Below are 26,999 nucleotides of genomic sequence, written 5' to 3' on the forward strand. Positions count from 1 at the left end.
CGACGCTCGCCGTTGTGCTGGTGTTGCCGGTTCATCAGCCACCCTGACCTTGTTGCCCCTGCCCCGTTTTGCCACCGACACCATAACGCCCAAAGGTGATGGTCTCCTGCCGACCGTTGATTGAGTAGTTGTAACGGAACGAGATGGAGCCGGCTGGAGTCACTGCCACATAGAGACCTTCCCGGTCATTCACTTTGTAGAGTTTGTCCCTGGGCTTGAGATTGCGCAGCTTGGTATCGGTCAGCATGTACCTTGTCCTTCTTCGTCTCCGATACCATGCTGAAAAAATCTCGAATTTATCGTATTTTTTCTTACGAAACAGTAACTTATAGAATATTAATACCATGAACACACAAAAGAACGCAGCATGGTATCGGCATCAATCATGGCATCGCCAAACCATAATACCAGCTTTAATGCCATGCTCAAACGGTGCTTGGCGCTTCCTCCCGTTGCCAGATCGTGCCAAACACAAACAAAAAAAAGCCCGCAATTACGCGGGCTTAGCGGCATTTCATGCCATCAGGTGCCTGGCTGTGCCAGACGCGGAATCATTCCCACTCGATGGTGGCGGGGGGCTTGCTAGAGACGTCGTAAGTAACGCGATTTATGCCACGGACCTCGTTGATAATGCGACTCGATACCCGCTTTAATAAAGCATAAGGCAACTCAGCCCAATCTGCAGTCATAAAGTCAGAGGTTTCTACCGCTCGTAGCGCTACGACATACTCGTAAGTGCGCGCATCGCCCATAACACCTACACTTTTTACTGGTAAAAACACAGTAAATGCCTGAGAAGTGAGCTCGTACCAATTCTTACCGGTAGCCTCATCCACTGTATTACGTAGCTCTTCGATAAAAATCGCATCCGCCCGTCGTAATAAATCGGCGTATTCTTTTTTAACTTCGCCTAAAATACGCACCCCTAAACCGGGCCCAGGGAAAGGATGTCGATATACCATGTCATGGGGTAGACCTAAGGCAATACCAAGTTTGCGCACCTCGTCTTTAAACAGTTCACGCAATGGTTCAAGCAGCTTTAAATTCAGGGTATCAGGCAGCCCGCCTACGTTATGGTGCGATTTAATTCCAGTGGCTTTGCCTGATTTTGCGGCAGCAGACTCAATGACATCAGGATAAATGGTGCCTTGGGCCAGCCATTTGGCGTTCGTTTGTTTAGCGGCTTCTGCTTGGAAAATCTCCACAAACTCTTTACCAATGATTTTACGCTTCGCCTCTGGGTCCGTCACGCCAGCCAGCTTACTCATAAACTGATCGGTCGCATCCACGTGAATAATATTCATGCCAAAATGCTGCGCGAAGGTCTCCATAACCTGCTGCCCTTCGTTCAAGCGCAACAACCCATGGTCCACAAACACACACGTTAGCTGATCGCCAATAGCGCGGTGAATTAAAGCAGCAGCAACCGACGAATCCACTCCTCCAGACAGGCCTAAAATCACGTGATCCGAACCTACCTGTTCCCGAATTGCGGCAATGGCTTCCTGAACATAATCGGGCATATTCCAGTCACCACTACAGCCACAAATATCACGCACAAAACGATTAAAAATGGCAGCCCCTTGTTGGGTATGTGTCACCTCGGGGTGAAATTGCACCCCATAAAACCGACGATTTTCATCGGCCATACCAGCAATAGGGCATGACTCGGTGGAGGCCATCAGTACAAAGCCTTCGGGCAAAGCTGTAACCTGATCCCCATGAGACATCCAAACATTCAGCATGCCGTGCCCTTCCGCCGTCTGGAAGTCTTGGATATCTTTTAGCAAAGCGGTATGACCATGCGCGCGCACTTGAGCATGCCCAAACTCGCGTCGTTGTGCTTGTTCTGTTTTACCCCCTAGGTGCAAAGCCATGGCTTGCATCCCATAGCAAATACCCAAAACGGGCACACCCGCCTCAAAGACAGCCGCAGGCACGGCTAAAGCGTCTTGAGCATAAACCGAAGCGTGGCTACCGGAAAGAATAATGCCATGTAAGTTAGGTTGGGAGCGGATGAACTCATCGGAAACATCGCCAGGATGGATTTCACAATAGGCGCCGGCTTCGCGTACACGGCGTGCGATGAGTTGGGTGACTTGTGAACCGTAGTCAAGAATAAGAATGCGTTGGTGCATGATAATTTTATGAAGTAAGAAGACAATCGGCCAAGCCACATAGCTGCAGCCTGGCCGATCAAAGCATAAAGTATGGTACTAAACGCGTTTAGTCAGCCCGGTAATTAGGGGCTTCTTTGGTGATCTGAACATCATGAACATGGGATTCACGCACCCCAGCCGCTGTGATTTCCACAAACTCGGCTTTTTCATGTAGCTCAGCAATCGAAGCGGCACCACAATACCCCATAGAGGCACGGATCCCCCCCACTAGCTGATAAATGATTGCTAACACCGAGCCTTTATAAGGCACGCGCCCCTCGATACCCTCGGGGACAAGTTTGTCCGCATTGCTACCCGCGTCTTGGAAATAACGGTCTGCAGAGCCGTCTACCATGGCCCCTAAACTACCCATACCACGGTAGGATTTATAAGAGCGGCCTTGATACAGCACCACATCACCAGGTGATTCTTCGGTACCAGCAAACATACCACCCATCATGCACGCCGAAGCCCCTGCTGCCAAAGCTTTAGAAACGTCACCAGAGAAGCGAATCCCGCCGTCAGCAATCAAAGGAACGCCTGTGCCTTGAAGGGCTTCAGCCACATCGGCAATGGCGGTAATCTGTGGAACACCTACGCCAGCAATCACACGTGTGGTACAAATTGAGCCGGGTCCAATACCAACCTTGACACCGTCTGCCCCAGCATCCACTAAAGCTCGCGCCGCGGCTGCTGTAGCAATATTGCCACCAATGACTTGGATATGTGGGTAATTGTCTTTTACCCAGCGCACGCGCTCTAACACCCCTTTGGAATGCCCATGCGCCGTGTCAACCACAATCGCATCCACCCCTGCCTTCGAAAGCAGATCAACCCGCATTTCGGTATCACCACCCACCCCTACGGCGGCGGCTACACGCAATTGACCGTGTTGGTCTTTACAAGCAAAAGGATGTTCTGTGTTTTTGACAATATCTTTAACGGTTGCCAAGCCACGTAGCTCAAAGTCATCGTTAACGATGAGCACACGCTCAAGGCGATGCTTATGCATTAACGCCTGCGCTTGTTCAAGTGTGGCGCCTTCGGGCATGGTGATTAAACGTTCCTGCGTCGTCATGACCTCGCGAATAGGCAGATCTAAGCGATCCTCAAAGCGCAAGTCGCGGTTGGTCACAATACCGACTAGCTTGCCGTTCTCTACCACAGGCAGGCCAGAAAACCCATTGTCTTTTTGCAGTTTAATGGCATCACGTACCTTCATGTCGGGGGTCACGGTGATTGGATCAATCACAATACCAAACTCGTGACGTTTAACCCGAGCTACTTCGCGTGCTTGGCGTTCGGCAGAAAGGTTTTTATGGATAACCCCGATCCCCCCCTCTTGGGCCATGGCTATAGCCAAACGTGATTCTGTGACCGTATCCATCGCCGCAGAAACCAAGGGGATGTTGAGTTGAATGTCGCGCGTAAATTGAGCGCTAAGATCTGTATCGCGAGGTAGAATCTGCGAGTAAGCAGGTACTAGCAATACATCGTCGAAAGTAAGAGCTTTTTTGATAAGACGCATGTCTTTATATCCCGTCCAAAACCTGATTATACGCTTAAGTGCTTATCCGAGCCAGACCCGAGCGTTATAGAACAAACGCATCCAAGGCGTTAAGCCACCATGTGTTGCATCAGCACCACCCGTATCTGCTTGCCCCCAACGCTCAGGCGCCCAGGATAGCTGCACGTTACGTATCACTCGTTCAGGGTGCGGCATCATAATAGTAAAACGCCCATCAGCAGTGGTAACCCCTGCTATCCCTTGAGGACTTCCATTGGGGTTAAACGGATACTGCTCCGTACGTTGCCCTCGGTTATCAGTGTAATGCAGTACCGTGTGTACTTGTTCCGCATTGCCTTGGCGAGCAAAATTTGCGTAGCCTTCGCCATGGGACACCACGATAGGCAAGCGGGTGCCCGCCATTCCTTGTAAGAAAATCGAAGGCGAATCAGCAATTTCCACAGAGGCCAAGCGAGCTTCGTATTTCATGGATTGGTTCGCAGTAAACAAAGGCCAGTGCTCTGCTCCCGGTATCATGGGTGCTAGTGCAGCCATCATCTGGCAACCATTACACACACCCAATGCAAAGGTATCCGTGCGCTGGAAAAAATCCGCAAACTGCTCGTTGAGCATCGTATTGAAACGGATAGTACGCGCCCAGCCTTGCCCGGCGCCTAATACATCGCCGTAACTAAAGCCACCGGCCGCTACAATCCCTTTTAAATCATCCAAGCGACGACGACCACTGAGCAAATCAGTCATGGGCAAGTCAATCACCTCGAATCCGGCCTGATCAAACGCCCATGCCATCTCTAGTTGACTATTGCTGCCTTGCTCACGCATCACGGCAATTTTGGGTTTAGCCCCCGTTTGGATATAGGGTGCGGCAATGTTTTCTTGGGGATCAAAGTCCACCTGTGCGTTAAGCCCAGGGTCATTAACATCATCCCACAAAGCTAATTCGGCATCCGCGCTTTCTGGGTTGTCACGCAAACGCATCATCTGATGCGTCATGGCTGACCACGCTTTACCAAGCTCGGCACGTGCTATCTCATACACACACTGCCCATCACGATAAATCGCGATGGTATCGGTGGTGTTTGGTTTACCAATCACATGTGAGCAAGCCGACAGCCCCGCTTCGCGTAGCTGCTGTAGCACCTGATCACGCTGCGCGGCGGGAACCTGAATAACCGCCCCAGCTTCTTCGTTGAAGAGCGCTTTTAAGGTTAGCTCATCACGCTGCACAGCTACTTGGTCCGCACGGATTTTAAAATCCCCCCAATCCGCCGCATGCGGATCGATGGTAAGCATATCGATATTAAGCGCCACACCGGTGTGACCAGCAAAGGCCATCTCTGCTACCGTTGCCAACAGACCACCATCGGACTTATCGTGATAGGCCCAGATCAGCCCCTGATCCGCTAACTGGCGTAGTACTTGGGCAAAAGCTTTTAAAAGCGCTGCATTCGTAAAATCAGGCGTTTGCTGCCCTACTTGATTAAAGGCGTGACACAGTACCGACCCCGCCATGCGTTGCTGCCCTTCGGCCAGATCAATAAAGATCAATACACTGTCAGCATCGGTTTTTAGCTCTGGTGTAAGGGTTTTACGTACATCGCCCACTTGTGCAAAAGCCGTAACCACCAAGGATACGGGGGCAATGACATCTTGTTCATTGCCTTGCTCATCTTGCCATGCGGTGCGCATCGACAATGAGTCTTTGCCTACAGGGATCGCAAGACCCAGCTCTTGGCACCACTGGCTAACTGCCGTAACTGTGTCAAACAAAGCGGCATCTTGTCCCTCGACTCCACATGCAGCCATCCAGTTAGCCGAGAGCTTCACATCCTCAAAGCTGCGTACATCACTCGCTAGTAGGTTAGTCATGGCCTCTGTCACAGCCATTCGCCCTGAGGCCGGCGCATCAAACACCGCTATTGGGCTGCGCTCACCCATAGCCATTGCTTCGCCACGCACCTGCTCAAAATCTGCCAAGGTCACGGCACAATCCGCCACCGGAATCTGCCATGGACCAACCAACTGGTCACGACTGCATAGTCCCCCTACACTGCGATCGCCAATCGTAATCAAAAAGTTTTTGTTGGCTACCGTAGGATGACGCATTACACGCCAAATGGCTTCCTCTAGCGCAATAGCGGGTAAATCTAATTCGCCTTGAATAGGCTGCGTACGTGTCACATCGCGCAACGTGCGAGGAGGCTTGCCAAGGATAACCTCTAAGGGCATGTCTACAGGAGCTGGGGTTTGCGCCGTTGCCTTGGCCGGTGCATAACCAGGAATCCCTTCACCATAGGTAACACGCAGTTGACGCTCCTCGGTAGCGACCCCAACCACCGCCCATAAACAGCGCTCGCGCTCGGCGATAGCTTTAAAGCGCTCTAGGTCTTTAGGATCAATGGCTAACACATAGCGCTCTTGCGACTCGTTACACCAAATTTCAGCAGGTGATAAACCGGATTCCTCTAAGGGCACATGTGTAAGATCAAAAATCGCCCCGCGCTCCGCATCATTCACGAGTTCAGGGAAAGCATTAGACAGCCCACCTGCTCCCACATCATGAATCGCAATAATCGGGTTGTTATCACCTTGCTGCCAACAGCGATCAATCACCTCTTGGGCACGGCGCTGCATCTCAGGGTTACCGCGCTGCACAGAGTCAAAGTCCAACTCTGCTAAGTTCACCCCTGATGTCATACTAGAGGCCGCTCCGCCCCCCATGCCAATGCGCATCCCTGGGCCACCGAGCTGTATTAACAACGCTCCCACCGGCAACGGATCTTTATGCGTTTGGCGGTCATCAATAGAACCCAAACCACCTGCAATCATGATGGGTTTATGATAGCCCCAGTGCTGCCCAGCAATGGTCTGCTCAAAACTGCGCACATATCCTAAAAGGTTTGCTCGCCCGAACTCATTATTAAACGCGGCTCCCCCTAAAGGTCCCTCGGTCATAATATCTAAGGCTGTAGCAATACGCTCCGGAAAGCCAATGGAGTCTTTTTCCCATGGCTCGGGCATATCAGGAAACTGCAAGTGAGAAACGGTATAACCGGTTAAACCAGCTTTGGGCCGAGAGCCCCGTCCGGTCGCCCCTTCATCTCGGATTTCCCCACCTGACCCCGTGCCTGCTCCCGGATAGGGGGCAATAGCGGTAGGATGGTTGTGCGTTTCCACTTTCATCAAGGTATGGATTAAGCCTTGATAGGACGTATAAGCGCCCTTAGCTTCTGCATCAGGCAGGCTCGCATAAAAGACTTTAGCTGGCCCGCCCTCCATAATGGCGGCGTTATCCGAATACGCGACTACTGTTTTACGTGGTTGGGCCGCATGGGTTTCGCGGATCATACCAAACAGCGTTTTATCTTGGGGCTGACCGTCTATCACCCATTGTGCATTAAAAATTTTGTGGCGGCAGTGCTCACTGTTTGCTTGCGCAAACATCAAAAGCTCCACATCATGGGGATTACGCCCTAGCTTTTTAAAGGCGGCGTATAAATACTCGACCTCGTCCTCGGACAAGGCGAGCCCCATACTACGATTGGCCTCGACCAAGGCTTCTAAGCCTTGCCCTAGAATATCAACCGACTGCATCGCCTTGGGCGGCAGCTCTTGGAATAACGCCTGACCATCAAACTGCTGATCCACGACGCTTTCTGTCATGCGGTCATGTAACTGAGCGGCGAGCTGTTGCAGTTGCTCAGCACTGAGATTTTTCGCACCAAGCATGCCGCGTACAGGATCCAGCACATAACGAATTCCGCGCTCTATACGACGCACTTGAGTCAGTCCACAATTGCGTGCAATATCCGTTGCCTTGCTGGCCCACGGCGAAACCGTACCCAAACGCGGCACAACGCGCAACACAAGCTGATCTTTAGTTTGGGTGGCTGGGTCATAAGCAGGAAGCCCATCATCCAGCAAAGCAGTCAAGCGCTGATGCTGATCCGTATCTATGCCGGACATTTCTGTCCAGACATAATACTCGTAATAAGCAGCAATCTGCTGAACAGGTAAACCCAAGGATTGAAAACGTTGCAAAAGGCGCGCGCTTTGAAAAGCGGGCAATGCGGAAGAACCGGAGAAATAAAGAATGGAGGACACGATGTGAGTCAATGCAAAAGTGTTATAAATGCACGCTATTTTAACCACAATCCAAAAAAATGGGGGTTTTTACGCAGTGCGGACTTTGTTTTTTCCTATGTTTGAAGGCTGTCATAGGACAAAACACCACAAAATTTATTTTACGTCATCCGCGCTCAAGTCTGTTGGCTCATCTGGATAGTGAATTTCCAAAACATCCAGCTCCTGAAGACCACCCGGCGTTCGTAAGGTCACCACATCCCCTTCTTGGGCTTTTAACAAAGCTCGTGCTACAGGAGAGATCCAGCTGATTTTGCCGTTCAATGGATCAGCCTCGTCTACCCCGACTATGGTTACCGTAAATTCTTCACCCTCTTGGTCACTATAAACTACCGTGGCACCAAAAAACACACGATCGCGATTCGGTTGCAGCGCAGGATCTACCACTTCGGCGATCTCCAATCGCTTGGTTAAAAAACGAATGCGTCGATCAATCTCTCGCAAACGCTTTTTGCCATAAATGTAATCCCCATTTTCAGAGCGATCACCATTTGAAGCGGCCCATGACACCACTTGCACCACATCAGGTCGCTCCACATTTAGTAAGTGCTTAAGCTCAGCTCGCAAGGCTTTATAGCCTGAAGCAGTGAGGTAGTTCTTTGTTCCAGCGGGTAGCGCTACCGCCTCGGGCACGAGGTCGTCATCCTGATTATCGGCATCCTCTTTAACAAAAGCTTTACTCATGAATGCTCTCCTTATGATAGCCAACGCTGCCAAATCGGCGTTAAGCCGGGCGGCAACGCTGGCAACTTACCTAAATCCATACGGCCCTCTCCAGGTCCATGAAAATCCGAACCGCACGAGGCCTCAAACCCAAACCGTTTCGCCACCTGGGCATAATGCTCATATTGTGCAGGTGCATGGCTACCGGTTACCACTTCAATCCCCTCGCCCCCTAATTCCTTAAAAGTAGAAAATAGCAAATCAAACTGCAGCGGATCAAACGCATAACGCCCTGGGTGAGCGATCACTGCAACCCCACCAGCCTCGTGAATCCAACGCACGGCATTTTCTAATTTTGCCCACTGCATAGGAACAAAGGCAGGGCCGTCCTCACCCAAGTAGCGATCAAATACTTCTTTAATCGAAGCACAATGCCCCGACTCCACTAAAAACCGCGCAAAATGTGTTCTAGAAACCAGCTCTGGATTGCTCGCAAAAGGGATAGCCCCCTCTAAGGCATCAGCAACCCCTAAATCGGCTAAGGCTTGGGCCATTTTTATGGCACGCTGTTTGCGCCCTGAGCGCACATAACGTAATGCATCCACTAACGGCAAATGTGTGTAGTCAATGCCCAAACCTACAATATGCACTGTTTTATTTAACCATGTCACCGAGATCTCTACCCCCGGTACAAAACGTATACCAAGCTGTTCTGCCGTGGCTTGTGCTAACGCTAAACCACCCACCTCGTCATGATCGGTCAACGCCCAAAGCTCCACCCCATTTTGGTAAGCACGCTGCGCAACCTGATCCGGCGTCAATACCCCATCTGATATCGTTGAATGACAATGTAGGTCTACGTTCATGATTTAACCCTGTAACAAGAATTGCTGCAGCCGCTGCTGTTGGTCCGCTTGCATAAATGTTGGTGCATGCCCCACCTGAGCCACCTCGTATAATTGTGCTTGAGGGTGCTGCGCTAGCATTTTTTCTGCACTTTGCTCTGATAGTAAATCAGATTGCTGCCCACGTACAATCAGCACCTGATCAGGCAAAGAGCGATATGCCTGCCATAAAAGCTGTGTTGTTTGCTCTAGTACGGCATCATTTAACGTATTCGGTGCCGCAAACTGCTGCTGAAAAGGTACAGCAATACGCAAATCATAGGCTTGCTGCCAGCGCCCCGCTTTTTCTTGGAAAACATACCGTGCCAAATGCTCCCATTGAGCTTGGTTATGCTCACCAAACGCCGCCCAGCGTTGCTTAGCTTGCTCCACCGCTTGCTCAAATGTATCAAAAACCAAAGGCTCCCCCACATACTGTCCGATACGCGCTAAGCCCTGAGGGTTAAGCTCCGGCCCTACATCATTTAACACCATTTTACGCAAAGGAATGGGGTTATGTGGTGCAGACTGCAGCGCGTAATTCAGCCCTAACCCAATGAGTCCTCCCATGGATGTACCAAACCAATCTAATACTTCAGGCTGCAGGCGCGCCAACAGCGTAAAAATATCAGCTACATATTGAGGCACCGTGTAATACGTTGGGTCGAGCAGCCAATCCGAACTTCCGCGCCCCACAATATCTGGACATACGACTCGATAATAAGGACTTAAGACTTGCGCCAGCGCATCAAAATCACGCCCAGTACGCAATAAGCCATGCACGCACAACAGTATTTTAGAGTTATTGGGGTCTCCCCACTCCCAGTAGCTCATGCGATGGACTCCAGCAGGACTGACACAAGTAACAAAGTGACGTCGTGGTAAGGCGGTATTTGGCATAGCTGCATTCCCCAAAAAAAAGGCGGGTCACCCCGCCTATAATTAATCATGCCGTTTTACTGTACTAAATATAGCTGAGGTGCTTCTAACATTTTACGCATGTCCTGTATGAACGAGGCCGCATCATAACCATCAATAAAACGGTGATCAAAAGAGGAGGATAAATGCATCAAGGTACGGATTTGTATCTGTCCCTCTACCACAACCGGCTGTTGCATCTGTCGGTTTACTCCAATGATGGCGACCTCTGGCGCATTGATAATGGGTGTTGCCATCACACCGCCCAACGCCCCCAAACTGCTAATCGTTATTGTGGACTTAGCCGCTAAGGACTGTTGTCCTTGTTGTGCTTGCTGCGCCAAGTCACGGATCTGCTCGGCCATTTGCCAAAAATCCAGGTGTTGCGCAAACTCCAATACCGGGACCATCAGCCCTTGATCGGTTTGAGTGGCCACGGCAACGTGTATTGCCTCATATTGTTGTAGCTGCTGCGTTTTTTCATCATAACGGGCATTTAAATGTGGGTGTTTTTTTAGGGCCAAACACATAGCACGAATCAAAAACGGCAACAAAGTTAAACGTCCGCGGCTTTGCTCCCATTGCTGATTAAGCTGCTGACGCCATTGCTCTAAAGCCGTCACATCAACGCTTTCCACATAGGTAAAATGTGGAATATTTTGTGTGGACTCCAGCATTTTTTTCGCAATCTGTCGACGCAACCCACGCACAGGAACCGTGGTGACCGAATCGTGTTTCTCGCGAGCAAAGCTACTCTTTTGTTCAGCAAAACCAACCAAATGTTGATCAAGGTCTGCGTGATGTATGCGCGTTTTACCTAACCGCTGTGCCAAGGCGACCAAATCCACCGACAACTCCGCTGCTCGCTTACGCACAGCAGGCGAAGCTTGCACGGTCTGCAGCAAACGTTCATGGGGGGTTGTGGCGGGGACAAATGCGGGTGTCGTTGTAATTGCCTCAGGGGATTCTGATTCAGAGTCTGATACTGCTGTTGCTGTCTCCACATGAGCCCCCTTTGAAGATGCCTGCCCTGTTTCAGCTGTTGACGCTGTTGCCACCGTTTCTGTCGACAAGGCGATCTGCACAAGATCGGCCCCCACCGCTAATAAATCCCCGGGAGCACCACCTAAATGTGTCACCTCTCCAGTGACTGGAGACGTGATCTCTACCGAGACCTTATCCGTCATGACACTGGCGACATTTTGATCTTCTGTCACCCTATCTCCAACCCCCACAAACCACTCAACTAACTCGACCTCTGTGATGCCTTCGCCAATGTCAGGAATTTTAATACTGTAGTTTGACATGGTTATATCTCCTTCATCACAGACTGATAAGCCGCAATAACACGCTGAGGCCCAGGGAAATAATCCCATTCATGCGCATGTGGATAGGGCGTATCCCAGCCCGTTACACGCACAATAGGGGCTTCTAAAAAATAAAAACAATGCTCTTGCACCAAGGCGCTAAGTTCCGCACCAAAGCCGGATGTGCGGGTGGCTTCGTGTAAAATCACACAACGCCCTGTTTTTTGCACCGACTCAGCAATCGTCGCTATATCCACTGGCCAAATAGTGCGTAAATCTATAATCTCTGCGTCAATCTGAGCCTCTTCAGCCGCAGCCAAAGCCACATGTACCATCGTGCCATAAGCTAATACCGTCAGAGCCTGCCCTTCTCGCCGAACCGCAGCTTGGTCTAGTTTAGTGTGGTAATAGCCTTCTGGAACCTGCGCTAAAGGGTGATCACGCCATGACTGTAACGCGCGCTCATGATACCCATCAAAAGGACCGTTATAAAGTCGCTTGGGCTCTAAAAAAATGACGGGGTCGGGGGACTCAATGGCAGCGATCAATAACCCTTTAGCTTCCAAGGGGTTAGATGGCATAACCGTACGCAACCCGGCAATATGGGTAAAAATAGCCTCTGGGCTTTGACTATGGGTTTGTCCACCATAGATTCCCCCTCCGACGGGCATCCTAATAGTCACGGGAGCAGTGAAATCATTCGCTGATCGATAACGAATACGAGACAACTCAGAAACAATTTGATCCATCGCGGGGTAAAAATAATCACCAAACTGAATTTCCACCACGGGTGTTAAGCCATACGCTGCCATCCCTACCGCGGTGCCAACAATACCGCTTTCTGAAATGGGCGCATCAAAAACCCGTTGCTTTCCGTATTTGGCCTGTAGCCCCTCTGTGGCCCTAAACACCCCTCCAAAATAGCCAACATCCTGACCATACAGCACCATATTCGCATCTCGCTGCATCATAATATCAAGGGCTGAACGAATAGCTTGCAGCATACTAAGTGATTGTGTCGTCATAAGCCCTCCCTGAACTGTTGCTCCTGTTGCTGTAAATGCCAGGGTTTCTCAAAATAAACGTCATCAAACATCGCCATAGCGTGTTTTTTGTGCGCCTCTTGCATGGTTCCGCCCATCGCCTCGGCTTGTTTTTGTGCCTCCAACACTTGTTGCTCTGCGTCTTTAAGCAGCGCCTGATGCTGCTCCTCGGACCAGTGACCCTGCTGCACTAAATAGGTCTTTAAACGCTGAATAGGACAACCTAAAGGAAAATGCTGCCACTCATCATTCGGACGGTATTTGGACGGATCATCAGAGCTGGAATGAGGGCCTGCTCTATAGGTCACCCATTCAATTAAAGTGGGCCCCCCATTATGACGCGCGCGTTCTGCGGCCCAAGCTGAAGCTGCCAAACAGGCCAAAAAGTCATTGCCATCGACCCGTAAAGCCGCCAACCCCATGCCTACGCCTCGAGCAGCAAATGTATTATCCACTCCTCCTGCGATGGCTTGAAAAGTGGAGATGGCCCATTGATTATTCACCACATTAAGAATCACAGGTGCATTGTAGACTTGAGCAAATAAAAGGGCTGTATGAAAGTCACCCTCTGCGGTCGCGCCATCCCCAATCCAGGAGGCGGCGATTTTTGTATCGCCCTTAATTGCCGATGCCATGGCCCACCCCACCCCTGTAAGAAAACGGGTTGCCAGATTCCCTGATAATGAGTAAAAGCCATAATCTTTATAGGAGTACAACACCGGTAATTGACGTCCTTTAAGCGGGTCACAGCTATTGGAGTAAAGCTGACACATTAGATCGCTTAAAGGCATATGTTGCGCTAATAAAATACCCAGCTGACGATAAGAGGGAAACTGCATATCTCCCGGCTGCAACATCAAAGTTTGTGCGGTGCTAATAGCTTCCTCGCCATAAGACTGAGTGTAAAAGGTGAGTTTTTTTTGTCTTTGCGCATGGAACATGCGTGCATCAAAGGCTCGAACTAGCACCATGGTTTTTAAGCCATGTAAAAGCAAATCGGGCTCGGTATGCAACGCCCACGGCCCTATGGCTTGCCCCTCGTCGTCTAACACGCGCACTAAGCCTTGTGACAAGTCAGGCAGCTCAGCAAAAGGCGTTAAGGGATCGGGGCGGGGCGCTGCGCCAGCTGGCTGCAGGCGTAAATAAGAGAAATCCGAAGGTGTGCCCGGACGCGCAGGTGGCTCCGGCACCCGAAGGTGTAAAGAAGGGCTTTGTCTCATCGCTACCTCGTGAAAGATCTTGTGGAAATTTCAACTTTTGTTGTGTTTATTGGATTCGCCTTTTGGGCTTTATTCCACTGTACCGCACTGAAAAAAACACACACCTAGGAATTACCCTTTATCGATAAAAACCTATCGGATTTTGCCAGTAGCGTGCTCGCTGCCGCCGCTCTGTGTTCATATGCAACCCTGAAGCCAAAGAGGTGACCACCACTGCTCCCTCATGGTCCGTACGCAAAAACGCTGCACCTGCTGCTTGCCAACGCTGTTCCACTTGAGGGTGTGGGTGAGAAAAACGGTTCCACCACCCCACTTGCGCTATCGCCAACTGAGCTTGTAATGAATCCACCCACAGTGAGCTAGAGGATGTTTTTGAGCCATGGTGTCCCACCACAACCACCTCATGCGGTGAAATCCCCGCTTGCACAAGATTTTTTTCTTGCTCTAAGCCAATATCCCCTGTTAATAATGCCCGGTGATGTGCGCCCTGCACACTCAGCACACAGCTTTGCGCATTTTTATCTGCCTTAACTCGCCCGTTCAATATCTTCTTATCCGGCCATAAAAAGGCAAAACGTACACCATCAATAACCCACTGCTCTCCACGCGTGCAAGCGTTCAGCGCTATGGGTAGAGACAAGTCCGGAGCTGCTAGCAGTCGAGACTCTCTTTTTAAATGAGCATCTACATCAAATGAGCTATATATTTGATCCACCTGCACCCTCTCTATTACACTACGACTCCCGCCCACATGATCTAAGTCCGCATGTGACAAAACTAAGTGATGTATGCGATTTTTACCTAGGCTCCGTAAATAAGGCACAACTACCCGTCCACCCATATCCTGATCACGGCTTTGGCGCATACCGGTATCAAACAACACCACACTATTGGCTGTTTCTATCAATATGGCACTGCCTTGCCCCACATCCAGCGCATGCAAGCGCCATGCGCCTTCGGGTAGCGTAGGGGAGCGCCAAAACAGAGTAGGCAAAACCAGCAACCACCCTAACCAAGCTAAAGGTAAAGCTCGTAGCCATAGCGCCACGCCTATACCGATTACGCTAGCACCAAGCACCCAAACCGGAGCACGCGAAGCCGGTAGACTTGCTAAATCGTGCTCGCCCAGCACCACCGTCAGCTCCATATTTAAAGTTAAAAGCTGATGGCATAGCCACAACACAGCCTCGGTTAACTGGGTCCACGGGCCCAGGCTAAGTAAAGCAAACAATAACGCCAAAGGGGTAATCAATAGCCCAATTAAAGGAATCGCATATGCATTGGATAATGGCGAAACCAAAGACATCTCAAAAAACAGAAAAGCCAAGGGTGGCAAAAGCGCCACTGTAATCATCAGCTGCCAAATAGAAGCTGTTTTCCACTGTGCCCAGTGCTTTCTCCAGCCTTGAACCTGCCCCTGCCACAATGCCAACCCACTCCATTGAGCGCAAGCCACCAAAACCAAAACCGCTCCAAACGACAGCCAAAAACCGCTCGCTAAAATCGCCCAAGGGTCAAAGACCAACACCAGCACGACGGCCACAGCAATAATCTGCGTCATGCTTAAAGGCAAACGCAGCAATAAGCTAAAAACGGCCACCCCAAACATCATAAAGGTACGACGTGCTGGCACCTCCCAACCTGCTGTAAGGCTATATAGACCCGCCACCACAAACGCTAAAACACCAGCGACAATCGCCGCAGGCATCCGCTCCGTCAACGCGTGCCCGCGCCACGTAAAACGACGCCAACACCATGCAAAGGCTACGGCACTCACTGAAGCGAGCAAAGTAACATGGCTACCACTAATAGAAACCAGATGCGTAAGCCCAGTGCGATTAAAAATCAACCAATCCTGTGGGCTAATACTGGCTTGATCGCCAATGGATAAAGCTAAAATCACACCCCCCCAACGTAAATCACGCACATACGGCAGCATTGCCTCGCGTAAATGATGACGCCATCGCTGCGCCCAAACCTCAATACTATGTTGCTCTGGTCTATCTGCAAGCAGCACGGGGGTACCCCGCACTGTACCCACGGCACGCACACCTTGCGCAAACACATACCCCTCATAATCAAACGCGTAAGGGTTACGTAGCCCATGTGGACTTTTTAAAAACGCAGTAAGCTGCCAAACCTGACCCGGTTTGATTTCTGGAAAATCATACGCTTTCGCTTGCGCATAAGGCCCACCCCACTCTTTGACATTCCAACTTAACGCAATCGTACTTGGCACACCCTGTGGCTGAGCCCCAAGCACTGTGGCGATGAAATAACGACGATCCGGAGCCAGGCGTACCAAACTCTGCACCTGCACGCGCAATTTAAATGGCTTATTTTGTTCATGGGCTGGAAGCTGCTCGACCAGCACCTGCGCAATCTGATAATGGGTATACGCCCATGCACCTAACACCACGGCTAGGCTGACAACCCAAAAGCGATATGTAAACCTGCTAAGCCACGCCCACAGCAAACAACCCAAACAAATTAAAGCCGCCACGAACTGCTGAGTGGCGGACGCTACTTCTGCCGCCTGATGCACACATAAAACCGTCGCGGCGTATAGAGCTGCTAATAACCGACCTTGCACCTTTGCCCTCCTTGTTTTATCAACATATAAAAAAAACGCACCCAATGGGTGCGTAAAGAGGGGAAAATGCGCCTACGTAATTATGCGTAGCGCTGTTGGTGCCACTGGCTTAGGCGGGGCAAAACGCGCATAGCCGTGTGCGTGGTTTGTTGTGCAATTTGTTCAAAAGGCTCCTGACGTAACTGCGCCAAAGCCAAAGCAATGCCCCGTAACTCTTGCGGCCGATTGTATTGTTCAGGGTTCTCTTTTGGACGTAACCAGGCAGGGGGAATATCCGGTGCATCCGTTTCTAAGACTATATGGCGCAGTGCCGTATCACTGGCTAAGCGACGAATCTGTTTAGCCCGCGTAAACGTCATCGCGCCCCCTATACCTAGCACAAAACCTAAGTCGATAAACTGTTGCGCTTGCTGATAGCTACCATTAAACGCATGCGCAATACCGGTTAACTGATGGCGACGCAAGGATTTTAAAATCAAATCCTGTGAACGCCGCACATGCAGCAAAACAGGCAACTGGTAGCGTTGCGCCAGCTGTAACTGCGCCTCGTAAAAATGGATTTGTTTACTACGTAGCGGCTCTTGAGTTAGCTCTGGCACAAAAAAATCCAAGCCTATTTCCCCAATTGCTACGAAGCGGGCATCGTCTAATGCCTGCTCTACCTGTTTTTCTAATAGCGTTAAATCGTGCAAGGTCGCTTGGGCTACATACAAAGGATGAATGCCTAATGCATACACCAAGCTCGGGTCGGTTTGCGCCAACTGCTGTACAACAGAAAAATTAGCGGCCTCTACCGCTGGTATGACAATATAGTCAACCCCCTGTTGCCGAGCAGCACGCACTAAATCGGCCGGTGTTTCCCGAAATATCGGAGCATCTAAATGACAATGCGTATCGATTAACATCCGTTTAATATACCTTGATCCATAGCAAGTTGGCGATGAGCTAACGCGGCCAATGCCGGATCATGTGTAACAATAATAAACGCAATATGGAACTCTGCATTCATTCTTTGCAGTAGGCTAAACATTTCCTGTGCCGTTTCTCGATCTAAGTTGCCTGTGGGCTCATCCGCAAGCACACATGCAGGGCGGGTAACCAAAGCACGGGCCAAGGCAATCCGCTGCCGCTCCCCACCAGATAACTGCCCGGGATAGTGGTCTTGGCGGTGCGCCAGGCCAACTTGCTCAATCATCTTTTGCGCTTCAGCACGTGCCTGCGCTCGTGGTAAACGTCGTACGATTAATGGCATAGCCACATTATCAAGCGCTGTAAATTCGGGCAGCAAGTGATGAAACTGATAGACAAAGCCTAATGATTGGTTACGAATTTGACTGCGCTGCTTCTCGCTTAACCCCTCTGTGTTTTGCCCCTGAACTCTCAAAACGCCCTGATCCGGTCGGTCTAATAACCCCAGCACATGGAGCAACGTACTTTTTCCCGAACCTGACGCCCCCACAATGGCTACCATTTCACCGGCTTTCACTCGCAGATTAACATCCCGTAATACCTCGACCCGCGTGTTTCCATCCTCGTAATGACGCTGGAGACGCTGAGCATCAATAACCACATCCGTTTTAATCATGTCGCAACACCTGTGCTGGCTGTAAGCGCGAAGCGCGCCAACTTGGATAAATAGTGGCTAACAAAGCCAATACTAAAGACGTCACCCCAATCACTGCCATATCAGTAATTTGCGGATTAGAGGGGAGCTCGCTAATAAAATAAATCTGTTGGGGCAAGAACTCAAAACCCAAAAGGTTTTCAATAAAGGGAACTATCACACCCACGTTATAGGCCACCAAAGCCCCTAACCCCACTCCTATCACTGTTCCCAGCACACCAATAATGGCCCCTTGCACCAAAAAAATCCGCCCAATTTCCCGCGGTGTTGCCCCCAAGCTGCGTAAAATCGCAATGTCGCTCCGTTTGTCTTTGACTGCCATCACCAACGAGGACAATAAATTAAAAGCCGCTACAGCAATAATTAACGTCAATATCAAAAACATCATCCGTTTTTCTGTTTGTACTGCTGCAAACCATGTGCGATTATTTTGAGTCCAGTCACTCACTAGGACTTGTGCTGGCATCTGCTGCGCAATTTGTGCGGCAACCTGAGGGGCTTTTTGCATGTCTTTGATGCGTAAACGCACCCCACTATTACCACTGTCTCTAAACACGCGCGCCGCATCCTGATAATGGATAAAAGCTAAGGAGGCGTCATACTCATAATGCCCCGAGGAATATAAGCCCACCACCTTAAACTGACGCATACGCGGCGTAAACCCAGCCGGAGAAATCGAGCCCTGTGGCGCAAGAACCATTAAGCTATCCCCCACCGTGACCCCCAAGGCATGGGCTAACTGGTTTCCCAACACAATACCAAAATCGCCCTCTTTCAAAGCACTAAGCTGGCTCACCACCATTTGTTTTCCCACATCGGACACTTCGTTATCTCGTGTCGGGTCAATACCACGAACCTGTACGCCACTGAGCCTGTCTCCCCGTGCTAACATAGCTTGTGCCGCCACAAAAGGCGCCGCCCCCGTTACGTTTGTATTATGTTTGGCCTGATCAGCTAATGCTTGCCAATGTGTCAAGACGTCTTGATGACTACTACCACTCACATATAATTCAATATGCGGCAATACCGACAGCATGCGGTCTCGCACTTGGGTCTGAAAGCCGTTCATGACCGATAACACGATAATCAGCGCGGCCACGCCAAGTGCTATCCCAGCCATTGAGCTTGCGGCGATAAAAGACACAAAGCGGTCTTTACGCTTATTTGCTCGGCGCCCTAAGCCTGCAATACCCGCATAGCGCGCGCCAATCCAAAATTCATAAAACATAGATTCTACCGTTAATGATTGCAGCCAATTCCTGTATTTTACTGACTGATAGTTTACCCCCCGCCCCAATGGCGGCGGAGCTACTTAAACAGCTGCCCAAGCATGCACCTCAGTTGGTGCAGTATTTTGACCAATGCCAAAGCACAATTCAATCCTTTCCTATCCATCAAAGCCGATGCGTAGCAGAAGAAGCGTGGCAAATCGAACAGGGCCAATGGCATTCTGCTAAAGCAAAGCATAACGCAGCTCTAGCGCTTTTGTTAGCACAGCAGCAACAAAAATCACTCACTCCTGCTCATAAGCCATTTTGGCTGGTGGAGCTGGTGCATATCGCCCCAGCTCGCGACGGCGCTGCTCTCATCCCCGCCTCTGACTTACACATAGATCAAGCTCACAGCCAGCAGCTTTTACAAAGTGCGCAATCCCTATGCGAGGGCACGCCTTTTCAGCTCCAACCCTGGTCTACCACACACTGGCAGCTTCATACAAACATCGATCTACCTGCCCATTTTGCCAGCAGCGCTCTAGTCAGCCGTACTGCGGTCAATGCATGGTGGGATCAAGATCACGCCACGCGTGACTGGCGCCGCTTTGTCAATGAGCTCCAAATGCTCTATTTTGATCACCCCGTGAATCAGCAACGTCAAAGCCAAGGGCTGGCCGCCGTTAATAGCTTATGGCCCTTAGGCGGTCTCGCGCCTTCGGCGTGGCAAGCAGACAACGTACCCCTACGCCTAGCTACACTGTCTGACGCGGCTTTACGCCAAGACTGGGGGCTATGGCTGCATCAGCTTCAAGAACTAGAAAAAACACTAATGCCGTTACTCGCTCACTCCCCCACGCTGGTACTCAGCAATCTTGAGCATATTATGACGCTCACGCCAACGACACCTCGCTTTTGGCAACGTTTTTTCCCATCCACCCCAACCTGGAGAAACCATTGGCTCGCCCAATCCTAGTCCCTCGCCCCCAATACCCAGAAACTGCCCACGCCCTTGAGCAACAGGGACTGCACCCTTTATTAGCTCGTTTATATGCAGCGCGTGATGTACACACGATCCAAGAAACGCAATATCGCTGGCAGCACTTACTTGCTCCCCATAGTCTGCATCACATCCAGCAGGGCGCACAACGATTGGCTGATGCTATTGAGGCGCAAGAACGCATTGTAATTGTGGCCGATTACGACTGTGACGGAGCCACAGCTTGTGCTGTAGCCATGCGTGCATTGACAGAGCTAGGGGCCGATGTGGATTATTTTGTTCCAAACCGCTTTGAAACGGGATACGGCTTATCGCCCGAGGTCGTCCATTTAGTCTGCCAGCACCCTAACGGCAAACCGGATCTAATCATTACGGTAGATAACGGTATTGCTAGTGTAGAAGGCGTGGCCGTGGCCAATCAAATGGGAATCCAGGTCCTAATTACTGACCATCACTTGCCCGGCGATACGCTACCCGATGCCGTCGCGATCATTAACCCCAGCCTTCCAGCTTGCGGCTTCCCCTCTAAGCACCTTGCTGGGGTTGGAGTCATTTTTTATTTAATGCTAGCTGTACGCGCTGAAATGCGCGAGCGAGGCGCTTTTGATGTCGAGTACCAGCCACGCTTTGATCAACTCGCTGATATTGTCGCCCTTGGAACAGTCGCTGATGTGGTCAAACTGGACGCGAACAACCGCTTACTTGTTGCCCAAGGACTAAAACAAATTCGTGCCGGTCGCGCCCACCCTGGCATTCAAGCCCTCTTTCATATCGCTGGCCGACAAACAGAGCAAGCCAATGCATTTGACTTGGGGTTTGCGGTCGGACCTCGTATTAATGCGGCTGGACGTCTAGCCGACATGAGCATCGGTATTCGCTGCTTATGCAGTGACGACCCCTTAGAAGCCATGGAGCTAGCTAAAGAATTAGATCGTATTAATCAAGAACGACGCCATATCGAAAGCCAGATGCACCAAAGTGCTCTGCACGCTGCGGAACAGCTTATGCAACTAAAGCCAAGCGCTAGCGTTTGCGTATATCAACCCGACTGGCATCAGGGGGTGGTGGGCTTAGTGGCTTCTCGGCTTAAAGAAAAATACTGGCGCCCTACTATCGCATTTGCCCCCGGTGAAAATGGTGAATTAAAAGGATCTGGACGCTCGGTCCCCGAGGTTCACCTACGCGATGTGCTGGACTTGGTTTCTAAAAAACACCCTTCACTCATTTTGAAATTTGGTGGGCATGCCATGGCCGCAGGATTAAGCATTCATGCAAACCGCCTTGCGGATTTCATTCCAGCCTTTGAACAAGCTGTCATTGAGTTCAGCGGCAAAACCTCCTTCGACCCCATTATTGAGCATGACGGCTCGTTAGCTTTACAACATATGGATGTTCCCACAGCTCAACAACTCAGCAACGAAGTCTGGGGAGCCGGTTTTCCCCCTCCTGTCTTTGTCGACGAGTTTAATGTGGTGTTTCAACGTGTTCTTAAAGACAAGCATCTTAAATTACGCGTTGAGCGTGATGGGGTGATTTTTGATGCAATTTGGTTTAACCACGCCGAGCTCATGAGTGAACGCATTCACATGGCATATCGACTAGAAGTCAACCACTGGAATGGCAACAGCCAAGTCCAGCTCATGGTGGATCACGCGCAAAATAGTTAGTCCTCTCTGACCACCCCGGCGACGCTGGGGTGTAGAGCTAGCAACTATGCTTCTGACTGCCGAGAGGCGTAGAGAATACCACCTACAATCAGTAAAAAGGCAACACCATGATAGACCTCAGGTGCTTGATCCAAAAAGATCATAGATAAAATGGCGGCAAACAAAGGCATAAGATTAGCAAAAAAGCCGGCTGTCGCAGGCCCTACTCGCTGCACCCCTAGCCCCCAACAGCGAAAAGCTATAATCGCTGGCCCAATGGCCACATACAACATTGCTAACACCAACCCCCAGCTCCAGTCTATGTGCCAATCTGTCAGAGCCCACTCCCCCGCCGCAAAACCCCCGGACCACATCAAACCAAAAGTGACTTGCGCTAAAAGCAGTGTTGACCAATTTTGCTTAATTTCTGGCTCATGCTTATCCTGACTAAGCAGCCAGCTATAAAATGCCCACGCAATGGTGGCTATCACCATGTAGATATCACCAATAACAAAACGAAACTGCAATAGCTCATTCAAATCACCACGACTTAAAATAATGGCTACCCCCAATAAGGACAGCACAGCACCACTGATTTGTCGAGCCGTAATCGTCGCATGAAAAAACAAGCGCCCAACCAATAACATCCAAATAGGCATGCTGGCATTTACCAGCGTAACGTTAATGGGACTTGAACTATGTAGCGCCATGTATTGCAAAGCGTTATACATACCAATACCCAGTAACCCGAGCATGGCATAATGCCGCCAATGGCGCCAGAGCGCGCTTCCCCGACGCAATATTTGCCCACCAAATGCCGCCAAAATAAAAAAAGCAATAAACCAACGAATAAAGTTCAGCGTAATTGGGGGCACCATTTCGCTAATGACTCGCCCTACTACCGCATTACCCGCCCATAAAAAAGTGGGGATGACCAACAGCAATACGGCCGTCGGCGTGAGCCTAGCATTCATGTGACTTCCTTTCGTTTATTTGCGTATTAAAAGACAAAATAAAAATTATATAGAAAACCAAAATGAAAACCTAGGCTCACCCCCCCCGACCAAAAATCTAAGTCATTGACAAAAAACATTTATTTTGCTAAGCTGAGTAGTGCAAATGCTTAATCTTACTAGGCTAAGGCCTACGTCTTTGTCATTTCTTTGCCTTGTGCGCAAGGGGCTCTTGCCCCGCCCTCTTATTTTTAAATATAACTTTGCGGCCAGACGCATTTGTGGTTAACACCCGTTTGACCTCGTCAATCTATTGGCCCGTTGAACTAAAAAGGACACATTATGTCAAAAGAAGAATTGATTGAAATGCACGGTTCAGTTACCGAAGTTTTACCTGACTCTCGTTTCCGAGTTGTACTCGAAAACGGACACCCTGTTATTGCTTACACGGGCGGCAAAATGCGTAAGCACCACATCCGCATTCTTGCTGGCGATGAAGTCACTTTAGAAATGTCCCCCTATGACCTAACCAAGGGTCGTATTACTTTCCGTCACCTACCTAAGCGCAACCAACCTGCTGGCGCCACCACTCGCCGTCGTCGTCGTTAATGCCCGCCAACATGCGTTAAATCTATACCTCAAGCTTGCGGGGCTTAAGGCTGGTTTCTGTTAAAATAGATCCCATCTTCAATGACTTGAACTTTTCAGGAAAAACAGATGGAATCAGAACGCCTTAATCAACTCGAAGCGCAACTCGACGACTACTTAGAGCGCGCGACCGAATTACGGAGGTATCTTTGACTACGACGACAAAGCCCACCGCTTATATGTCGTCAATGCCGAATTCGAAAACCCAAATATTTGGGATGATCACGAACGGGCGCAAGAGCTTGGACGCGAAAAGAAAAGCCTAGAAACCGTTGTCCATGGCTTGGATGAAATTCAACAAGCCCTTACCGATGCTAAAGAGCTTTTTGAGCTCGCCGCTATGGATGAGGACGAAGCTACCCTGATTGCTATCGAGCAAGATTGCCAAACTGTTGGTCAGCGCATCGAGGAATTTGAGTTCCGCCGTATGTTCTCCAACCCCGCTGATAACCTTAACTGCTTTATGGATATCCAAGCGGGTGCAGGGGGAACAGAGGCTCAAGACTGGGCCTCTATGTTACTACGTCAATACACGCGCTATGCCGAGCATAAAGATTTCAAGGTCGAAATCTTAGAACAATCCGACGGCGAAGTCGCTGGCATCAAATCCGCCACATTGAAAATCAGTGGTGAATACGCGTATGGGTTATTACGTACAGAGACCGGGGTACACCGCTTAGTACGTAAAAGTCCTTTTGACTCCTCTAATGGACGACACACCTCATTTTGCAGCGTATTTGTTTACCCTGAAATTGACGATTCCTTTGAAATCGAAATTAACCCAGCCGACCTACGCATCGACACCTACCGTGCCAGTGGTGCTGGGGGGCAGCACGTCAACAAAACCGACTCAGCGGTACGTATTACCCACATGCCCTCCGGTATTGTGGTGCAGTGTCAAAACGACCGTTCTCAGCATCGCAACCGAGCAGAAGCCATGCAAATGCTAAAGTCACGCCTTTACGAGCAAGAGATGCGTCAACGCATGGCCGAACAGCAAAAGCTAGAGGATGCCAAAAGCGACGTGGGCTGGGGCCACCAAATCCGCTCCTATGTCTTAGACCAAAGCCGGATTAAAGACTTGCGGACAAATGTAGAAATATCAAACACGCAACGGGTGCTAGACGGTGACCTTGACCCCTTTATTGAAGCCAGTCTAAAACAAGGAGTCTAATATGCAGCGCGTGATTATTATTAGCGGAGCGTCTCGTGGTCTAGGTCTAGCACTAGCTAAACAGCTCGCCGACGATCGCACCCATTTAATCAGTATCGCCCGCCATAATAACCCCGAGCTTGCGGCATGGTGCGCTCAGCAAAAAACCTCCTATCAGGCGATTATGGCTGACTTAGCGCTTCCTAATGGGGCTCATGCCGCTAGTCAACACCTTCAAGAAGCCCTCTCGCGGTTTACTAATAGCCATGCCTACTGGTTAATCAATAATGCCGGTACCGTTAACCCTATGGCGCAATCACACCAGCTGCTTGACCCCCATGCTATTGCTCATGCTCTACAGCTTAACATTGGCAGCTTGATGAGCTTGAGCGCCACCTTTTTGGCACATAGCCCATCTACGGCAGATCGTCGTATACTTAACATTTCCTCTGGTGCTGGCCGTGGACCTGTTCCTGGCTGGGGGGTATACGGCGCCACCAAGGCCGCTGTTGATTACTACTCGCAGACCCTCGCCATGGAACACCCTCAGGTTAAATGCGTAGCCCTCGCTCCTGGCGTGGTGGATACAGATATGCAAGCCACTATTCGCCAAAGCGAGGAAAGCCATTTTCCTAATCGTGCCCGCTTCATTCAATTACATCAGAACCAACAGCTTGCTTCAGCCTCTTTCACCGCTGAGCATATTGCCCGTTATCTCGCGGATGCCTCCTTTGGTCATAAAACCATTGATGACATTCGCCACTATTTTTAATTGTGTAACTCATGACTTCTACGACTGAGTCAACGCATGTTGACGAAAACCACTTAATTGCTGAACGACGTGCCAAACTCAATGCCTTACGCGAGCACGGTAACGCCTACCCAAACGACTATCAGCCCGAGCATAGCGCCGCCCAACTTCATCAACAATACGATGATAAAGACAAAGAAACGCTTGCTACGCTTCAGCATACTGCCTCTATCGCCGGCCGTATGATGCTTAAGCGCGTCATGGGTAAAGCCAGTTTTGCTACGCTTCAAGACAGCAGCGGCCGTATTCAAATTTACCTAGACAAAAAAACTCTTGGCGAAGATCTCTACGAGCAGTTTAAAACCTGGGATATTGGTGATATCTTGGCGGTACGTGGTGAGGTCTTCAAAACCAATAAAGGCGAACTATCCATCAAAGCGCACGAGTTGCGTTTATTAGCTAAATCCTTACGCCCTTTACCAGATAAATTCCACGGTTTAGCCGACCAAGAATTACGCTATCGCCAGCGCTACGTGGATCTCATCATGAACGACGAGACCCGTCAAACCTTCTTAGCGCGTAGCAAAGCAATCAATAGTATTCGTCAGCATATGGTTGAAGCCGGCTTTCTAGAGGTAGAAACGCCAATGCTACACCCCATCCCTGGTGGCGCCGCCGCAAAACCGTTTGTCACGCACCACAATGCTTTAGATATGGAAATGTATCTACGCATTGCCCCTGAGCTGTACCTAAAGCGCCTTATTGTCGGTGGCTTTGAGCGGGTTTTTGAAATCAATCGTAATTTCCGCAACGAGGGGGTCAGCCCACGCCACAACCCTGAGTTCACGATGATGGAGTTCTACGCGGCGTATACGGATTATCACTGGCTCATGGATTTCACCGAGAACCTTATCCGTGCGGCGGCAGTAGCTGCTTGTGGCTCGGCTCACGTACAGTATCAGGGCGAGGCATTACGTCTGGACCAGCCTTTTGACCGTCTAACAATTGTAGAGGCCATCCAAAAATACTTCCCTGACTACACCACAGAACAACTTAACGATATGGACTTTTTACGTGCCGAGTTACGCCGTAAAAAAGTGGATATCGATGCTCCTGCCTTTATGCATGCGGGCATAGGCGCTTTACAGTTAGCGCTTTTTGAAGAAACCGCCGAAGCCAAGCTCTGGCACCCCACCTTTATTGTTGACTACCCGGTCGAGGTTTCTCCTTTAGCCCGTGCGTCCGATCACGACCCAGCCATCACCGAGCGTTTTGAGCTCTTTATTACTGGGCGCGAAATTGCTAACGGTTTTTCTGAGTTAAATGACCCCGAAGACCAAGCGGCGCGCTTTATGGCTCAAGTCGAAGCCAAGGACGCGGGTGATGAGGAAGCCATGTATTATGATGCTGACTACATTCGCGCCCTTGAATACGGCATGCCTCCCACTGGCGGTTGTGGTATTGGTATAGACCGTTTGGTTATGTTGTTAACAGATAGCGCTAGCATTCGAGATGTGATTTTATTCCCACATTTACGGCGCGCCGAATAACCCCC

The 26,999-nt window shown here is 50.2% G+C and carries 20 protein-coding genes and 1 pseudogene; 6 read left to right on the forward strand and 15 right to left on the reverse strand.

Annotation, left to right across the window (positions count from 1 at the left end; translation table 11 throughout):
- Positions 1–64: 64 nt before the first annotated feature.
- The 14 genes and pseudogenes from ABD980_RS01685 to ABD980_RS01750 all read right to left on the reverse strand — a co-directional run.
- Positions 65–247, reverse strand: a pseudogene (locus ABD980_RS01685) (Arm DNA-binding domain-containing protein); the annotation flags it as partial.
- A gap of 304 nt (positions 248–551) precedes the next feature.
- Positions 552–2,138, reverse strand: coding sequence for a glutamine-hydrolyzing GMP synthase (gene guaA, locus ABD980_RS01690; protein ID WP_260649620.1), 1,587 nt, complete (start codon positions 2,136–2,138; stop codon positions 552–554).
- 88 nt (positions 2,139–2,226) lie between these two features.
- Positions 2,227–3,687 (reverse strand): IMP dehydrogenase, encoded by a 1,461-nt coding sequence (gene guaB / locus ABD980_RS01695; RefSeq protein WP_300648806.1) that lies wholly within the window; start codon positions 3,685–3,687, stop codon positions 2,227–2,229.
- 42 nt (positions 3,688–3,729) lie between these two features.
- Entirely contained in the window at positions 3,730–7,791 is a 4,062-nt protein-coding gene (gene purL / locus ABD980_RS01700; protein ID WP_345369157.1) for a phosphoribosylformylglycinamidine synthase, read from the reverse strand.
- 135 nt (positions 7,792–7,926) lie between these two features.
- Entirely contained in the window at positions 7,927–8,514 is a 588-nt protein-coding gene (gene greB / locus ABD980_RS01705) for a transcription elongation factor GreB (protein WP_300648802.1), read from the reverse strand.
- A gap of 11 nt (positions 8,515–8,525) precedes the next feature.
- Positions 8,526–9,359 carry a 3',5'-nucleoside bisphosphate phosphatase gene (locus ABD980_RS01710; protein ID WP_300648800.1) on the reverse strand — a complete coding sequence of 278 codons (834 nt, stop codon included), beginning with the start codon at positions 9,357–9,359 and terminating at the stop codon, positions 8,526–8,528.
- 3 nt (positions 9,360–9,362) lie between these two features.
- Complete coding sequence (locus tag ABD980_RS01715) at positions 9,363–10,277, reverse strand: alpha/beta fold hydrolase (protein ID WP_345369159.1); 915 nt, start codon at positions 10,275–10,277, stop codon at positions 9,363–9,365.
- A 56-nt stretch (positions 10,278–10,333) separates the two neighbouring features.
- Complete coding sequence (locus ABD980_RS01720; protein ID WP_300648796.1) at positions 10,334–11,602, reverse strand: dihydrolipoamide acetyltransferase family protein; 1,269 nt, start codon at positions 11,600–11,602, stop codon at positions 10,334–10,336.
- Positions 11,603–11,604: 2 nt separating this feature from the next.
- Entirely contained in the window at positions 11,605–12,627 is a 1,023-nt protein-coding gene (locus ABD980_RS01725; protein ID WP_300648794.1) for an alpha-ketoacid dehydrogenase subunit beta, read from the reverse strand.
- Positions 12,624–13,865, reverse strand: a complete 1,242-nt coding sequence (locus tag ABD980_RS01730; protein ID WP_345369162.1) for a thiamine pyrophosphate-dependent enzyme — start codon at positions 13,863–13,865, stop codon at positions 12,624–12,626. Before ABD980_RS01730 ends, ABD980_RS01725 begins: the two co-directional genes overlap by 4 nt.
- A gap of 118 nt (positions 13,866–13,983) precedes the next feature.
- Complete coding sequence (locus ABD980_RS01735) at positions 13,984–16,458, reverse strand: DNA internalization-related competence protein ComEC/Rec2 (RefSeq protein WP_345369164.1); 2,475 nt, start codon at positions 16,456–16,458, stop codon at positions 13,984–13,986.
- 80 nt (positions 16,459–16,538) lie between these two features.
- Positions 16,539–17,363: a TatD family hydrolase gene (locus tag ABD980_RS01740; RefSeq protein ID WP_300648789.1), complete on the reverse strand. Its 825-nt coding sequence runs from the start codon at positions 17,361–17,363 to the stop codon at positions 16,539–16,541.
- Positions 17,357–18,043, reverse strand: coding sequence for an ABC transporter ATP-binding protein (locus ABD980_RS01745; RefSeq protein ID WP_345369166.1), 687 nt, complete (start codon positions 18,041–18,043; stop codon positions 17,357–17,359). The genes ABD980_RS01740 and ABD980_RS01745 overlap by 7 nt, the downstream gene beginning before the upstream one ends.
- Positions 18,036–19,310: a lipoprotein-releasing ABC transporter permease subunit gene (locus ABD980_RS01750; protein WP_300648785.1), complete on the reverse strand. Its 1,275-nt coding sequence runs from the start codon at positions 19,308–19,310 to the stop codon at positions 18,036–18,038. Before ABD980_RS01750 ends, ABD980_RS01745 begins: the two co-directional genes overlap by 8 nt.
- A gap of 14 nt (positions 19,311–19,324) precedes the next feature.
- Between ABD980_RS01750 and ABD980_RS01755 the strand changes: the two genes are divergently transcribed.
- Together ABD980_RS01755 and recJ are read left to right on the forward strand one after the other, a co-directional pair.
- A complete protein-coding gene (locus ABD980_RS01755) occupies positions 19,325–20,269 on the forward strand; it encodes a hypothetical protein (RefSeq protein ID WP_345369169.1) in 945 nt (314 codons plus the stop codon).
- The gene (gene recJ, locus ABD980_RS01760; RefSeq protein WP_345369171.1) at positions 20,251–21,960 is read left to right on the forward strand and encodes a single-stranded-DNA-specific exonuclease RecJ; all 1,710 of its coding nucleotides are present in this window, start codon (positions 20,251–20,253) and stop codon (positions 21,958–21,960) included. Before ABD980_RS01755 ends, recJ begins: the two co-directional genes overlap by 19 nt.
- A gap of 44 nt (positions 21,961–22,004) precedes the next feature.
- Here recJ and ABD980_RS01765 read toward each other — a convergent pair whose 3' ends face one another.
- Positions 22,005–22,913 carry a DMT family transporter gene (locus ABD980_RS01765; RefSeq protein WP_345369173.1) on the reverse strand — a complete coding sequence of 303 codons (909 nt, stop codon included), beginning with the start codon at positions 22,911–22,913 and terminating at the stop codon, positions 22,005–22,007.
- Positions 22,914–23,234: 321 nt separating this feature from the next.
- Between ABD980_RS01765 and infA the strand changes: the two genes are divergently transcribed.
- From infA to lysS, 4 genes are all read left to right on the forward strand, one after another.
- Positions 23,235–23,501 carry a translation initiation factor IF-1 gene (gene infA, locus ABD980_RS01770; RefSeq protein WP_345369175.1) on the forward strand — a complete coding sequence of 89 codons (267 nt, stop codon included), beginning with the start codon at positions 23,235–23,237 and terminating at the stop codon, positions 23,499–23,501.
- Between the two features lie 108 nt (positions 23,502–23,609).
- Positions 23,610–24,714 (forward strand): peptide chain release factor 2 gene (prfB, locus tag ABD980_RS01775; protein ID WP_300647057.1). Its coding sequence is split into 2 segments (ribosomal slippage): positions 23,610–23,690 and positions 23,692–24,714, totalling 1,104 coding nucleotides; the frame shifts between segments, so codons are not numbered across the junction.
- Between the two features lies 1 nt (position 24,715).
- Positions 24,716–25,465: an SDR family NAD(P)-dependent oxidoreductase gene (locus ABD980_RS01780; protein WP_345369178.1), complete on the forward strand. Its 750-nt coding sequence runs from the start codon at positions 24,716–24,718 to the stop codon at positions 25,463–25,465.
- Positions 25,466–25,476: 11 nt separating this feature from the next.
- Positions 25,477–26,994: a lysine--tRNA ligase gene (gene lysS / locus ABD980_RS01785; protein WP_345369180.1), complete on the forward strand. Its 1,518-nt coding sequence runs from the start codon at positions 25,477–25,479 to the stop codon at positions 26,992–26,994.
- The last annotated feature ends 5 nt before the right edge of the window (positions 26,995–26,999 follow it).

Source organism: Paenalcaligenes hermetiae (assembly GCF_039543645.1).
Classification (GTDB): domain Bacteria; phylum Pseudomonadota; class Gammaproteobacteria; order Burkholderiales; family Burkholderiaceae_B; genus Paenalcaligenes; species Paenalcaligenes hermetiae.